This window comes from Pseudomonas sp. LBUM1641 (genome assembly GCF_059716235.1).
Genome location: NZ_CP166815.1, coordinates 4,770,940 through 4,784,581, shown reverse-complemented (window position 1 = coordinate 4,784,581; position 13,642 = coordinate 4,770,940). Strand labels below are relative to the sequence as shown.

The window sequence follows — 13,642 nt, the reverse complement described above, 5'->3', positions numbered from 1 at the left end:
ACTTATCGGACGCCAACGTCCGCAATCCTCGGGAGCGAGACGATGGACAGCCTCGGCAGTATTTCAGTGTTTGTGCAGGTGGCGGAAACCCGCAGCTTTACCGAGGCCGGGCGCCTGCTGGGGGTGTCGTCCTCGGCGATTGGCAAAAGCATTGCGCGCATCGAAGAGCGCCTGGGTGTGCGCCTGTTCCATCGCAGCACCCGCAGTATCACGTTGACCAGCGAGGGCGCGCTGTTTCTCGAACGCTCCCGACGGATCCTGGCCGAAGTCGAGGCCGCGGAACAGGAACTGAGCCAGGCGTCAGCCACACCCAGAGGCAAGCTGCGTGTGAGCCTGCCCCAAGTGCGCGGCCTGTTGATGCCGGTGCTGACGGACTTCATGCGGGCCTATCCCGAGATCGAACTGGACGTGGACTTCTCCGACCGCATGGTGGACGTGATCGAGGAAGGCTTCGACGCGGTGATCCGCACCGGCAAACCCGAGGATTCGCGCTTGATGGCACGCCACCTCGGGTATTACCGCCTGGTGCTGGTGGCGTCCCCGGAATACCTGCGCCTGCACGGCACGCCGCGCCAGCCCCGGGACTTGAACGACCACGCCTGCCTGCGTCACAAGTTCTGCGCCACCGGCAAGCTGGAAGCCTGGCCATTGCGCCCGGAGCCCGGCCTGCCAGAGCCGGTCCTGCGAGCGCCGCTGGTCTCCACCACCATCGAATCACTGATGCACGTGGCCCATGCAGGCCTGGGGATTGCCTGCCTGCCGGACTTCATGGTCCGCGAGTCGGTGGAGCAGGGCCGGTTGCAACGGGTGCTGGACTATTACCTGGACCACAGCGGCAGCTTCTGGATGCTCTGGCCATCAAGTCGCCATGCTTCGGCGAAATTGCGCGTGTTTATTGACCATATGGGCGAGCGGCTTTTTCCCGCAGACACCGTCCCATAAGGCTGTGACGTTTTACCGACAGGAATTCGCGCGCCAAGGCCACGTTCTGTTGCACAATACCGCCCTGACTGTTTTCCTCAGGATTTTCGATGTCGACATCATTTCACTTGCGTAGCCTCGGGTTGGCGCTGGTGCTGGCGGGCGCTGCGGGCTGCTCGTCACCCAAGACCGCTATTTATGAACATGAGAATTTCGACGACTCCGGTACGTTTTCCCGGGATTACCCGGTCAGTGACACCGCGGCCTGCGAAGCGGCGCGGCGTGCGCTGTTGAGCCAGGGTTACATCATTACCAGCAGCGATCCAAAGCTGGTGGCGGGTAACAAGAGCTTCCAGCAGACCGGCGAAACTCACCTGCAGATCAGTTTCAACGTGGTGTGTGCCGACGATGGCAGTGGCAATCATCACTCGACGATGTTCGCCAACGCCTTGCAGGATCGCTACGCGCTGAAGAAGGTTAACAACTCCGCGAGTCTCGGCGTGGGAGTGTTGGGTTCGGTGTCGATGCCGATTGGCTCCACCGATGACTCGATGGTCAAGGTGGCCAGCGAGACGGTGTCTGCGCCAAAGTTCTATGAGCGTTATTTCGCGCTGGTGGATGTTTTCCTGCCCCAGGAAGTGAAAAAGGCTGCGCATATTCCAGAGAAACCCAAGGCTGACCTGGGCATTCCGGAACCGAAGGCAGCTCCGGTGGCCGATAAGGTGGAGGCGCCTAAAGAAGCGCCGAAAGAAGTGCCCGCCACCCCGGCGGCCCCCGTGACGCCGGCGGTTGAGCCAGCGGCATCGGAGCCGGTCGTACCGCTGGCAGAACCTGCACCGATTGCGCCAAAGGAAACCCCGGCACCTGCGCCGGAGGCTACCCAACCAACGCTGCCGGCACCGACCGAAGCGATTCCGCCTCTGCCGACGCCTGCGCAGTAACTACACCGCTACGGGGTTGGCCTTGTCGACGTTGATCCCGTAGCGGCTGATCGCCTCCGCCACCTTGGCGCGGCTGATCAGGCCGTCATCCGCCAGCGCCTTCAAGGCCGCCAGTGCAATGAAGTAACGGTCCACCTCGAAGAACTCACGCAAGGTTTCGCGGGTATCCGATTGCCCGAAGCCATCAGTGCCCAGCGCCACAAAGCGCCGGCCCGGTACGAACGGGCGGATCTGGTCAGCAAAGATCTTCATGTAGTCGGTAGCGACCACCACGGGCCCGGCCTGGTCCTCCAGGCACTGCTCGACATAGCTGGTACGCGGTTCGCTTTCCGGGTGCAGCAGGTTCCAGCGCTCCACGGCATGGCCTTCCCGGCGCAGCTCGGTCAGGCTGGTGACGCTCCACACGTCGCTGCCCACGGCGAAGTCATCCCGCAGCAAATCAGCGGCGGCGATGACTTCCCGCAGGATCGAACCGCTGCCCATCAGTTGCACCCGTGGTTGCGCGGTGTCTTCAGCCGCCTTCAACCGATACATGCCCTTGAGAATCCCATCCTCGACGCCGTCGGGCATCGCCGGGTGCGGGTAGTTTTCGTTGAGCAGGGTGATGTAGTAGTAAATGTCCTCCTGCTCGACGTACATCCGGCGCATGCCCTCGCGAATGATCACCGCGAGTTCGAAGGCAAAGGTCGGGTCGTAGGAAATGCAGCACGGGATCACCGATGACAGCACATGGCTATGGCCATCGTCATGCTGCAAGCCTTCGCCCATCAGGGTCGTGCGCCCGGCGGTGGCCCCCAGAAGGAAGCCCCGTGCCCGCGCATCGCCTGCGGCCCAGGCCAGGTCGCCGACCCGCTGAAAGCCGAACATCGAATAGAAGATGTAGAACGGCACGGTCATCAACCCGTGGTTGGCGTAGGACGTACTCGCGGCGATCCACGAGGAAATGGCGCCGGATTCATTCAGGCCTTCCTGCATGATCTGTCCGTCCTTGCTCTCCTTGTAGTAGGAAAGCTGACCTGCATCCTGTGGGGTGTAGAGCTGTCCGACCGCGGAGTGAATGCCGATCTGGCGGAACAGGCTTTCCATGCCGAAGGTGCGGGACTCGTCCGGCACGATGGGCACGATCAACTTGCCCAGGTTCGGGTCCTTGAGCAGGGTGCCGAGGATGCGCACGAAGGCCATGGTGGTTGAAATCGAGCGCTCGCCGGTGTCCTTGAGCTGGGTGGCGAAGGCTTCCAGTTCCGGGATCTTCAACGACTCGACCGCGCTGTGGCGAGCCGGTACGTAACCACCTAACGACTGGCGGCGCGCGGCGAAATAGCGCGCTTCTTCGCTGTCGGCAGCGGGTTTGAGATAAGGGATTTCGGCCAGTTGATCGTCGGCCACTTCCAGTCCGAAGCGATCGCGGAAAGCTTTGACGGCTTCAGCGCCCATCTTTTTCAGTTGGTGGTTGATGTTCTGGCCTTCGCCGGCCTCGCCCATGCCGAAGCCCTTGACGGTTTTTGCGAGGATCACGGTAGGCTGGCCGCTGTGGCGCACGGCGGCGGCATAGGCGTTGTAGACCTTGTCCGGGTCATGGCCGCCTCGTGAGAGTTTCCAGATATCGTCGTCGGACATGTCCGCCACCAGCGCCAGCAACTCCGGGTATTTGCCGAAGAAGTGTTCCCGCACGTAGGCGCCGTTTTGCGATTTGTAGTTCTGATAGTCGCCGTCCACGCATTCCATCATGCGCTGGCGCAGCAAGCCGCTTTTATCCTTTTCCAGCAGCGCATCCCAGCCGCCGCCCCAGATCACCTTGATCACGTTCCAGCCGGCGGCGCGGTACAGGCTCTCGAATTCCTGGATCACCTTGGCATTGCCACGCACCGGGCCATCGAGTCGTTGCAGGTTGCAGTTGACCACGAAGATCAGGTTGTCGAGTTTCTCGCGCCCGGCCAGGGAAATGGCCGCCAGGGATTCCGGCTGATCCATCTCGCCGTCACCGAGAAACGCCCACACTTTGCGGCCCTGATGTTGCTTGAGGTCGCGGAACTCCAGGTAGCGCATGAAGCGCGCCTGGTAGGCGGCGGTAATCGGTCCGAGGCCCATGGATACTGTAGGAAACTGCCAGAAGTCGGGCATCAGCCGTGGGTGCGGATAGGACGATAAACCGTCGCCACCGGCTTCCCGTCGGAAGTTGTCCAGTTGCGCTTCGCTGATCCGGCCTTCGAGGTACGCCCGCCCGTAAATGCCCGGGGCCGAGTGGCCCTGGATGTACACCAGGTCGCCATCGAAACTCTCGGTACGCCCACGGAAAAAGTGGTCGAAGCCTACGTCATACAGCACGGCAGCCGACGCGTAGGTCGCGATATGCCCACCCACGCCGGAATGTTTGCCGGCGCGCAGCACCATGGCCATCGCGTTCCAGCGGATAAACGCATTCAGCCGGCGCTCGGTGGCCAGGTTGCCGGGGTAAGCCAACTGGCGGTCCACCGGGATGGTGTTGACGTAAGGCGTGGTCACCCGCCCGTAGAAGTCGCCATGCCGCGCCACGTCGAAATCCAGCAACTGATCAATCAGGTAATGCGCGCGCGGGCGGCCTTCGGTGGACAGCACCGATTCGATGGACTCCAGCCATTCGCGGGTTTCCTGTGGATCGTCGTCGAGGCGTACTGCAGTGTTCGGGGTCATGTCAGGCTCCAGGGGTGGACGGATTTCAGCGTGTGGGCTCCTTGTGGGAGCTTCGCGAATATAGTTGCAATTGCAACTACATGACTGAATCTAGCGCGGGATGAGCTACTATTGCAACCTTCTTGAAATTCCCCGGATGGTGTTGCATGTCGTCGAAAGAGCCTGATGTCTGGTTCCGTTTTGTTCGGGCCCACAGGACGGTCATCCGTGAAATCGAACGGCGCCTGGCCGATGCCGGTCTGCCGCCGTATGCCTGGTACGACGCTTTATGGGGCCTGGAAAGTGGCCCCGATGGCACCCGGCGCATGCACGAATTGGCCGATGTGCTGGCCATCGAACGCTACAACCTGACGCGCCTGGTGGACCGCCTGGAAAAGGACGGCCTGGTAGTGCGTTCGCGCTCCGACGGTGACGGGCGTGCAGCCTTTGTATCGATCACCGACGCGGGCCGGGTGTTGCGTAAAAAGATGTGGAAAATCTACGAAAGCAGCGTGGAAGAGTTGTTTTTGTCGCAGCTCGACAGCGAGCAACGCCGGGGCTTTGCCGAGGCGCTGGAACGCACGGCGGGGCTGGCGATGGAGGCGGGCGTGCAGACCCGTGGGCGGCGTAAGACCTGAAGCAAAGACTCCAGGCGACGAAGATCCAGTGTGGGAGCGGGCTTGCTCGCGAAAGCGGTGTGTCAGCAACAGAAAGATCAACAGGCACACCGACTTCGCGAGCAAGCCCGCTCCCACATTTGATCTGTGATGGATTACAGATCGTCATTTCAGGTGATATCGATGCAGGGCGGTCTCCACCTGTTCTGCTTCGATCCAGCCGTCATCCGCCAAAGCCTTCAATGCCAGCACCGCGATCCAATATCGACCGGGTGCTGACGCCTCTATCGAGCCCGCGCCCAACGCCACAAACCGCGCATCCACATACCCCGCCAACTGATCGACGATCGGCTGCGGATACCCGGTGACCGCGACCACCGGCGCGCCATCCCCAGCCAGGCAATCCCTTAGATGGCAACTGCGCTTCGGTACCAACGGGTGCAGGCGATTCCAGCGTTGCGCCGCCTCCGCCTCGCGGGCCAGCCGTGTGTAGCTGGGGCAGCTCCACAGTTGTGCCTCGACGTTCCACTCCGTTTCTAGCAACCGCGCGGCGTGCACGACTTCTTCAAACGCTCGACCCGCGCCCAGCAACCGCACCTTCAACTTGCTCGTGTATGAGCGTCGGACCCTGTACATGCCCCTGAGCGCATGGTCACAATCCTGCGGGCTCAACCTCGGCCCGTCGTGCTGGTCGTGCAGTGCCAGGTAGTAAAAGCCCGACTGGCCGTCGACATACAGCGCCTGCAAACCTGCCAGCACAATCGCCCGGGCTTCCTCGCCGGAGGCCGGGTCATAAGGTGTGCAGTGGGGATTGCTGGCCAGCCATAAGGGCAGTGAAGGGGAGGGCCGGGTTTCATTGTCGTTGCACAAGATGCCCCGCTGGCGGGTCTCGCTGGACAGCGCGCGCAACTGCGCCGATGACGCGGCCGTGTGCAGGTACAACATGGGTTTTTCCCCGGTGTTGCGCGCGAACCACGTGGGCCAGCTCATCACCCGGCGGGAGCGCGACTGGCCGCGAATCACCCATGCCTGCCGGCTGGACTCCAGGGTGTTGGCCATGGTCATCACGCTATACAGGGGCGAGCAGCGGCGCTGCTGCGTTGCATTCAGGGCGTCGATACAGATCAGGGCAGAGCGTGCGGTGCTGGCAGTCATGAGCAGGGTCGCTTGGCAACGGGTGCCCTTACCCTAATGGAATTCGGCTTGTGATTGCAATTGCAATGATTGCAGTTGCATCTAAAATTCACCCGGCTAAATCAACCCAACCCTGCTACGTTTAATCTTGAAGTGCAGGAACGTCATGCCACGGACATTTTTTCGTCATGACGGCACTTTAGGCTGGTTGTGCAGGTCACTTAGCAACCCCTTTTCATAAAACAAGGAGTCAACAATGGACGATTACCAGGAAGAACTGCTGGAGTACCACGCCTTCGAACTGGATCCGCTGGATCCGGCCGATGATGCCACCGAGCTGTAAGACAGACGTCAGGCGGAATGCCGCTGACTGCGGCGAAATTCCCCTGGGGTCTGGCTGTTCCAGCGCTTGAAGGCCCGTTGAAAGGCTTCCGCTGAGGCAAAACCGAGTAAATAGGCAATTTCACCGAACGCCAGTTCGGTATCGCGAATGTAGGTCATGGCCAGGTCGCGGCGAGTGTCATTGAGAATCGCCCGGAACTGCGTCCCTTCTTCCGCCAGCTTGCGCCGCAAGGTCCAGGTCGGCAGTTTCAAGCGTGACGCCACTTCTTCCAGGTCGGGTTCCCGGCCACCATTGAGCATCGGCCCGAGCAACCGGGTAATGCGCTCGCGCAGGCTGCGGGTGCGCGTCAACTGCTCCAATTCCCGTTCACACAACTGCACCAGTAATTGCCAGGTACTCGGGCAATGTTCCGGGTTGCGCATGGCCAGGGTTTGCTGGCTCAGGCGCAGTTGATTGTGCTCGGCGCCAAACTGGATCGAGCAGTCCCCCAGCACGCTATAGCGTTCGCTGTAGTCGGGGGCCTCGAATTCGATTTCGATGCGCTGCGCCTGCACCGGTTGCAAGCTTATGCTCGACAATTGATGCAGCCAGCCGGCGATGATCGAGTCCACCACGAAGCGGTTGTACGCGTTGTACGGGCTGATGGAATAGAAGCGTAGCCAGGCGCCGTCAGTGTCCTCGTGAAAGCTCGACTGGCCTCGATAGTTGGAGCCGTACAAGGCTTCGAAGCGCGTCAGGGTGCGGGCGGCTTCACGCACGGTGGGCGCTTGGGCGGCGGTGACACCGGCGAGGCCGGCCTGGCTCAAGCGGCTGAGCTGGCCCATGCGCAGGCCCAGGCTGGGGTCGCCGGTCAACTGGATGGCGGCGTGGCCCAGGCGCATATAACGCGGGATCGACAAGCGAGCACCCGCCTCGGCCAATCGCGCAGGGTCGAAGCCGTATTGCAGCAACAACGGTTGCGGGTCCAGGCCATGGCTGTGGATCGCATCGGCCAAGGTGTGGACAAAGCCTACCGACAGGTCCCCAAGCCGCACCGGTTTCATCGCGTTACAGCCACACGTTCAGCAGGCGTGCGCCACGGGCATTGCCGTCGGCGAACACCTGGCCGTTGCTGCTGAGGAAGCTTTGCCCGGCGCTGCCCATGTCGAAGAATTGCCCACGCAGGAACACGCTCATGCCGGCGGTGGCCTGGCTGATGGGTTGCTGGCTGATCAGTGTCAGGCGGTGCCAGGCTTCGCCTTCGCTGAGCTCTTCGGGCTTGAGGCTGATTTCCGGTGGTGTCGACACGCTTTTGAAACCGCGCCACGGTTTGTCCCAGGTCTCGCGGCCAATCACGAAGGCCGGTACCGCCACCAACTGGGCGCCTTGCTCGTTGAGCTTGCGGTAGTTGTCCGGGTACCAGCTATCGCTGCCGATCAGGATGCCCAGGCGCCCGGCCGGGGTATCGACCACGCTGACGGTGTTTTCGTCGCCGGGCTCGATAAAGCCGCGCTCGTCGAAAATCGGATACAGCTGGCGTTGCGGCTGGCCCACCGCCAAGCCATCACGGTCAAATACCACGCTGGTGTTGTACAACGCGCCGTGGCCGATCTGCAGTTGGCCCTGGCTGACGCTCGGGTTGGGCAGCGCAATGGAGCCGGCCACCAGGGTCACGCCGAATTCCTTGGCCAGGCCGCCGAACAGCACCTGATAGTCGCGGGCCATTGCCGGGGCCTTCATGCGCAGGTAGGCGTCGTCGATGCGGTCATCACCCTTTGCGCTGATCAACGCCCGCACGAACAACAACGGGTTGCTCGCCGACAGCCAGTTCATCGCTTCCTTGAGGTTGGTGGCCTGGTACAGCTCGTTCTTCTCGCCACTGACCATCAGCCAGGTGCCGATATGTTCCGGCAGCACCACGATGGTCTTGTCGTTGATCAAGCCCTGGTCGCGGGCCTTTTGCAGGTAGGCCGCCAGCTTCAGGTGCAGGCGTTCCAGGCTCTGGTAGTCGGCGGGGAACAGTTCCGGCTGGATGCCCAGCAGGTTGCCGCGGTCGGCGGGTACGCCTTGGTCGACGGCCAGGTTGATCCGCAGGTCGGACAGGTAATGGCCCACGGGGCGTTCCTGGGTCCAGACCAGATAGGCGGAAACGGCGGCGACCAGGGCCATGATAAGGGTGAATCCAAGAAGTTTACGCATGGGAAAAAGACAACGGACCGGGTGCAGGGTTCGGTACCTAGGGTAGGGCTCATGTACGCAGTTGCCAAGGGGCGCTGCGCATTTGGATCAATAACTTGTCAGTTACAGTCATTGAGCGGCAACCGGCAGGCTCTTAGTCTGTGGGACATAAACCGATGGAGTGCCATTCGAGCGCTCCACGTCCCGTGATGATCCGTTGTGGAGCTGTACCATGACCGCTGCTGCCTACCCGCACCTGCTGGCCCCGTTGGACCTGGGTTTTACCACCCTGCGTAACCGCACCCTGATGGGCTCGATGCACACCGGCCTTGAAGAGAAACCCGGCGGCTTCGAACGCATGGCGGCCTATTTCGCCGAGCGCGCCCGTGGCGGCGTGGGCCTGATGGTCACCGGCGGCATTGGCCCGAACGATGAAGGTGGGGTGTATGGCGGTGCAGCCAAGCTGACCACCGACGAAGAGGCGCAAAAGCACAAGATCGTCACGAAAGCGGTGCACGAGGCGGGCGGCAAGATCTGCATGCAGATTCTCCACGCCGGGCGTTATGCCTACAGCCCGAAACAGGTAGCGCCAAGCGCAATCCAGGCACCGATCAACCCGTTCAAGCCCAAAGAGCTGGACGAAGAAGGTATCGAAAAGCAGATCAATGATTTCGTCACCTGCTCGGTACTGGCCCAGGTCGCCGAGTACGACGGCGTGGAAATCATGGGCTCCGAAGGCTACTTCATTAACCAGTTCCTCGCGGCTCACACCAACCACCGCACCGACCGTTGGGGTGGCAGCTACGAAAACCGCATGCGCCTGCCGGTGGAAATCGTGCGCCGGGTGCGCGAAGCCGTAGGCCCGAATTTCATCATCATCTTCCGCCTGTCGATGCTCGACCTGGTGGAAGGCGGCAGCACCTGGGAAGAGATCGTGCAGTTGGCCAAGGCCATCGAGCAGGCGGGTGCAACGATCATCAACACCGGCATTGGCTGGCACGAAGCGCGCATCCCGACCATCGCCACCAAGGTGCCGCGTGGCGCGTTCAGCAAGGTCACCGCGAAGTTGCGCGGGGCGGTGCAGATTCCGTTGATCACCACCAACCGGATCAACACCCCGGAAATCGCCGAGCAGATCCTGGCTGAAGGCGACGCCGACATGGTCTCGATGGCCCGCCCATTCCTGGCCGACCCGGACTTCGTCAACAAGGCTGCCGAAGGCCGCGCCGATGAAATCAACACCTGCATCGGCTGCAACCAGGCGTGCCTGGACCACACCTTCGGCGGCAAACTGACCACCTGCCTGGTCAACCCGCGTGCGTGCTACGAAACCGAACTCAACTACCTGCCGGTCAAGCAGATCAAGAAAATCGCCGTGGTCGGTGCCGGTCCTGCGGGCCTGGCGGCCGCCACCGTTGCCGCCGAGCGTGGGCATCAAGTGACGCTGTTTGATTCGGCCAGCGAGATCGGCGGCCAGTTCAACATCGCCAAGCGCGTGCCGGGCAAGGAAGAGTTCTTTGAAACCCTGCGCTACTTCAAGCGCAAGTTGCAGACCACTCACGTCGAGCTGTGCCTGAACACTCGGGTCGACGTTGAGCAGCTTGTTGCGGGCGGTTACGACGAGATCATCCTCGCCACCGGCATCGCGCCGCGCACGCCCGCCATCCCGGGTGTGGAAAACGCCAAGGTGTTGAGCTACCTGGACGTGATTCTGGAGCGCAAGCCAGTGGGCCATCGCGTGGCCGTGATCGGTGCCGGCGGTATCGGGTTTGATGTGTCGGAATTCCTCGTGCACCAGGGCGTGTCCACCAGCCTGGACCGCGAGGCGTTCTGGAAAGAGTGGGGCATCGACACCCACCTTGAAGCCCGCGGCGGTGTGGCCGGGATCAAGCCCGAGCGCCATGCGCCGGCGCGTGAAGTGTTCCTGTTGCAGCGTAAGACGTCCAAGGTCGGCGACGGCCTGGGCAAGACTACCGGCTGGATTCATCGCACCGGTCTGAAGAACAAACAGGTGCAGATGCTCAACAGCGTCGAGTACCTGAAGATCGACGACGAAGGCCTGCATATCCGCATTGGCGCCGAGGGTGAGCCGCAGGTGCTGGCGGTGGACAATATCGTCATCTGTGCCGGCCAGGACCCGCTGCGGGAGTTGCAGGATGGCCTGGTCGCAGCCGGGCAGAACGTGCACCTGATCGGCGGTGCGGATGTGGCGGCCGAGCTGGATGCCAAGCGCGCCATCAACCAGGGTTCGCGCCTGGCGGCCGAGCTGTAAACACTCAAAAGGGGCGGTGGTAGACTACCGCCCCTTTTCTTGTGCAGAACCGCCCTTATGGGTCCTTTCGACTGGCTTCCCCACGCGCCCCTTGAACCCCTGAAGCTCGACTGGATGGGGCCGGTGGACGTCGCCGTGCTGCGCCTGGATCGTATCGACCCGCTGATCAGCGGCAACAAGTGGTTCAAGCTCACCGCGCACCTGGCGCAAGGCCGGGCGGCGGGGGCCCGCGGGATCATCAGCCTGGGCGGGGCTTACTCCAATCATTTGCATGCACTGGCGGCGGCCGGGAAACGCTTCGGCTTTCCCACCGTTGGCTTGCTGCGTGGCCATCCACAAGACACGCCCACGGTGCTCGACCTCAAGGCCTTCGGCATGCAACTGCATTGGCTGGGGTATGGCGGCTATCGCGCGCGCAATGAGCCGGGCTTCTGGCTGCCCTGGCGCGAGCAGTACCCGCACCTGCACCCGGTGCCTGAAGGCGGTGGTGGCTTGGCCGGTGCGTTGGGCTGCGGGGTGTTGGTCAGTCAGGCGCAGGCGCAGTTAGGCGGCCTGGGCTGGGCGGACTATCACGGTTGGTGGCTGGCAGCAGGCACCGGCACAACGCTGGCGGGATTGGTGCTGGCCGAGGCGGGCGCGCATCCGGTGTATGGCGCGCTGGCAGTGCCCGACGACCACGGCGTGGCGCAGCAGGTACAGGCGCTTGTGCAAGAGGGTTATGAATTGCTGGAGACCAGCCGGGGCGGCTTTGCCAAGGTCGATCCGGAGTTGCTGGCCTTTATCGACACCACCGAGCAAGCCTGTGGCCTGCCCCTGGAGCCGCTTTACACCGGCAAAGCGTTATTGGCGTTGAAGCAGCAGATTGAAGCCGGAAGATTTTCCCCCGGCACCCGCCTGATCTTCGTCCACACCGGCGGCCTGCAAGGCCGCCGGGGCTTTCTGTAGGAGCGAGCTTGCTCACGAAAAACGTCAACGATAACGCAGCGCTATCAGGTTGCCCGTGTCGCCTATTCGTTTTTCGCGAGCAAGCTCGCTCCTACAGTCATCCATGATTTCGCTCGCGACCCGGCATCATTCGCAGCGCTGTAGTATCGCGCAGGATGTAATGGTGAACGATCGCAGCCAACGCATGCAGCCCGATCAACCAGTAACCGACCTTGCCGAACAGCACATGCCAGCTTTCAATCTCCTTGGCCAACGCCTTGTTTTCGGCAATCAGCGGCGGCAACTCGATGCCGTAGAACATCACCGAATGCCCCTCGGCGCTGACGATCAGCCAGCCGGCGATGGGCATGCCGATCATCAAGGCATACAGCGCCATGTGCATCAGGGTGGCCAGGAAGGATTGCCATTGCGGTGGGGCCGGCACGATCTTCGGCGCCACCCCCAGGCTGCGGGCGAACAATCGTAGCCACACCAGCACAAACACCGTCAGGCCGAACATGAAGTGCATTTCCACGATCAACGTACGTGCGCCGCTGCCTTTGGGAAACTGCCCGCGTAACTCAATGCAGGCGTAGACCACCGCCAGCAGCACCACCATCAGCCAGTGCAACGCAATCGACATGGTGCTGTAACGCGTATCGGAATTTTTCCAGGGCATCGCTTTCTTCCTCACTCATCAGGGCAAACCTCCGTTCTTTCGCGACGGAGTCCTTCCAATGTAAGCCTGTTTTACGAGGTTTGCCCGTGAGAGGAGGGTGTATAGGCGATCTTTTGATCTCGATCAGTTGCCCTGCGGCATTTCACCCCGTGCCAGGCGCTGGTTGATGTCGGCGATCACCGCAGGCAGGTCGGTGATGGTGTCGATCATGTAGTGCGGGCGCGAGCCTTCGAACATGGCCTCGATGCGTGTGCGTTCGCTGGCGAGCGTGCCGGCATCGAGGGCGCGGAACTGCTCGTAGGTCAGGCCCAGGGCGTTGCCCGAACAGGTCAGCGCCACGGTCCACATCCCGGCGCGACGGCCTTCGAGAATGCCCGGCACGGTGTCGTCAATCTTCACGCAGGCCGCGACATCATCAATCCCGAGGGCGATCACGTTGGCCAGGGCCTGGGCCGGCCATGGGCGACCGTTGGGTACTTCGTCGGTGGCGACCACGTGGTCGGCGACGTAGCCGTTGGTGGCGGCCAGTTCGACAACTTTGTCCATCACCTGCTTGGGGTAGCCGGAGCACGAGCCGATCTTGATCCCTTGCTTGCGCAGGTTGGCGATGGTGTCCAGGGCGCCGGGGATCAACGCCGAGTGCTCGGCGATTTTCTCGATTTGCAGCGGCATGAAGCGCTGGTAGATGACTGTCACGTCATCGTCAGTCGGTGTGCGGCCAAAGGCCTTGCGATAGCGCTCGGCCACTTGCGGCTGGTCGCACAGGGTGCGGATGTGATCCCACTTGCCCATGCCCATCGGGCCACGGGCTTCTTCGATGGAGACCTGCACGTCGAATTCAGCGAAGGCTTCGACAAAAATCTGCGTAGGGGCGAACGAGCCGAAATCGACCACGGTGCCGGCCCAGTCGAGGATCGCGGCTTGAAGCTGGGTTGGGTTTGCGTAGTTCATGGTTCAGATCCTGTTTAAAAGCGGATTTATGTAGGAGCGAGCTTGCTCGCGAAG

Annotated in this window: 11 protein-coding genes; 5 read left to right on the top strand and 6 right to left on the bottom strand. The window is 62.1% G+C overall.

The features are described 5' to 3' along the window. Window positions 1-42: 42 nt before the first annotated feature. Together ACA046_RS21985 and ACA046_RS21980 are read left to right on the top strand one after the other, a co-directional pair. On the top strand, window positions 43-942 hold the full coding sequence (locus ACA046_RS21985; RefSeq protein ID WP_459022409.1) for a LysR family transcriptional regulator: 900 nt from the start codon (window positions 43-45) through the stop codon (window positions 940-942). Window positions 943-1,031: 89 nt separating this feature from the next. Then, window positions 1,032-1,862 carry a DUF2242 domain-containing protein gene (locus ACA046_RS21980; protein WP_497674962.1) on the top strand — a complete coding sequence of 277 codons (831 nt, stop codon included), beginning with the start codon at window positions 1,032-1,034 and terminating at the stop codon, window positions 1,860-1,862. Here ACA046_RS21980 and aceE read toward each other — a convergent pair whose 3' ends face one another. Beyond that, a complete protein-coding gene (gene aceE / locus ACA046_RS21975) occupies window positions 1,863-4,532 on the bottom strand; it encodes a pyruvate dehydrogenase (acetyl-transferring), homodimeric type (protein ID WP_497674961.1) in 2,670 nt (889 codons plus the stop codon). Between the two features lie 146 nt (window positions 4,533-4,678). Between aceE and ACA046_RS21970 the strand changes: the two genes are divergently transcribed. Then, complete coding sequence (locus ACA046_RS21970) at window positions 4,679-5,149, top strand: MarR family winged helix-turn-helix transcriptional regulator (RefSeq protein WP_459022403.1); 471 nt, start codon at window positions 4,679-4,681, stop codon at window positions 5,147-5,149. A 144-nt stretch (window positions 5,150-5,293) separates the two neighbouring features. Here the strand turns inward: ACA046_RS21970 and ACA046_RS21965 are convergent, their stop codons facing one another. The 3 genes from ACA046_RS21965 to ACA046_RS21955 form a co-directional block, all read right to left on the bottom strand. Next, window positions 5,294-6,283 (bottom strand): transketolase-like TK C-terminal-containing protein, encoded by a 990-nt coding sequence (locus ACA046_RS21965; RefSeq protein ID WP_497674960.1) that lies wholly within the window; start codon window positions 6,281-6,283, stop codon window positions 5,294-5,296. Between the two features lie 330 nt (window positions 6,284-6,613). Then, the gene (locus tag ACA046_RS21960) at window positions 6,614-7,648 is read right to left on the bottom strand and encodes an AraC family transcriptional regulator (RefSeq protein ID WP_497674959.1); all 1,035 of its coding nucleotides are present in this window, start codon (window positions 7,646-7,648) and stop codon (window positions 6,614-6,616) included. Window positions 7,649-7,652: 4 nt separating this feature from the next. After that, window positions 7,653-8,783: a carbon-nitrogen hydrolase family protein gene (locus tag ACA046_RS21955; protein WP_076014227.1), complete on the bottom strand. Its 1,131-nt coding sequence runs from the start codon at window positions 8,781-8,783 to the stop codon at window positions 7,653-7,655. 211 nt (window positions 8,784-8,994) lie between these two features. Between ACA046_RS21955 and ACA046_RS21950 the strand changes: the two genes are divergently transcribed. Together ACA046_RS21950 and ACA046_RS21945 are read left to right on the top strand one after the other, a co-directional pair. After that, window positions 8,995-11,034 (top strand): oxidoreductase, encoded by a 2,040-nt coding sequence (locus ACA046_RS21950; protein ID WP_497674958.1) that lies wholly within the window; start codon window positions 8,995-8,997, stop codon window positions 11,032-11,034. A 57-nt stretch (window positions 11,035-11,091) separates the two neighbouring features. Further along, window positions 11,092-11,979 carry a 1-aminocyclopropane-1-carboxylate deaminase/D-cysteine desulfhydrase gene (locus ACA046_RS21945; RefSeq protein WP_497674957.1) on the top strand — a complete coding sequence of 296 codons (888 nt, stop codon included), beginning with the start codon at window positions 11,092-11,094 and terminating at the stop codon, window positions 11,977-11,979. 97 nt (window positions 11,980-12,076) lie between these two features. Here the strand turns inward: ACA046_RS21945 and ACA046_RS21940 are convergent, their stop codons facing one another. Together ACA046_RS21940 and phnX are read right to left on the bottom strand one after the other, a co-directional pair. Beyond that, window positions 12,077-12,637 carry a cytochrome b gene (locus ACA046_RS21940; RefSeq protein WP_076014224.1) on the bottom strand — a complete coding sequence of 187 codons (561 nt, stop codon included), beginning with the start codon at window positions 12,635-12,637 and terminating at the stop codon, window positions 12,077-12,079. Window positions 12,638-12,760: 123 nt separating this feature from the next. Then, window positions 12,761-13,588: a phosphonoacetaldehyde hydrolase gene (gene phnX / locus ACA046_RS21935; RefSeq protein WP_459022394.1), complete on the bottom strand. Its 828-nt coding sequence runs from the start codon at window positions 13,586-13,588 to the stop codon at window positions 12,761-12,763. Window positions 13,589-13,642: the final 54 nt, after the last annotated feature.

What these genes read in the sequence shown, in the direction of transcription:
- ACA046_RS21985 (WP_459022409.1), top strand. Translation starts at nt 43, where the DNA reads ATGGACAGCCTCGGCAGTATTTCAGTGTTTGTGCAGGTGGCGGAAACC.
- ACA046_RS21980 (WP_497674962.1), top strand. Translation starts at nt 1,032, where the DNA reads ATGTCGACATCATTTCACTTGCGTAGCCTCGGGTTGGCGCTGGTGCTG.
- aceE (WP_497674961.1), bottom strand. Translation starts at nt 4,532, where the DNA reads ATGACCCCGAACACTGCAGTACGCCTCGACGACGATCCACAGGAAACC.
- ACA046_RS21970 (WP_459022403.1), top strand. Translation starts at nt 4,679, where the DNA reads ATGTCGTCGAAAGAGCCTGATGTCTGGTTCCGTTTTGTTCGGGCCCAC.
- ACA046_RS21965 (WP_497674960.1), bottom strand. Translation starts at nt 6,283, where the DNA reads ATGACTGCCAGCACCGCACGCTCTGCCCTGATCTGTATCGACGCCCTG.
- ACA046_RS21960 (WP_497674959.1), bottom strand. Translation starts at nt 7,648, where the DNA reads ATGAAACCGGTGCGGCTTGGGGACCTGTCGGTAGGCTTTGTCCACACC.
- ACA046_RS21955 (WP_076014227.1), bottom strand. Translation starts at nt 8,783, where the DNA reads ATGCGTAAACTTCTTGGATTCACCCTTATCATGGCCCTGGTCGCCGCC.
- ACA046_RS21950 (WP_497674958.1), top strand. Translation starts at nt 8,995, where the DNA reads ATGACCGCTGCTGCCTACCCGCACCTGCTGGCCCCGTTGGACCTGGGT.
- ACA046_RS21945 (WP_497674957.1), top strand. Translation starts at nt 11,092, where the DNA reads ATGGGTCCTTTCGACTGGCTTCCCCACGCGCCCCTTGAACCCCTGAAG.
- ACA046_RS21940 (WP_076014224.1), bottom strand. Translation starts at nt 12,637, where the DNA reads ATGCCCTGGAAAAATTCCGATACGCGTTACAGCACCATGTCGATTGCG.
- phnX (WP_459022394.1), bottom strand. Translation starts at nt 13,588, where the DNA reads ATGAACTACGCAAACCCAACCCAGCTTCAAGCCGCGATCCTCGACTGG.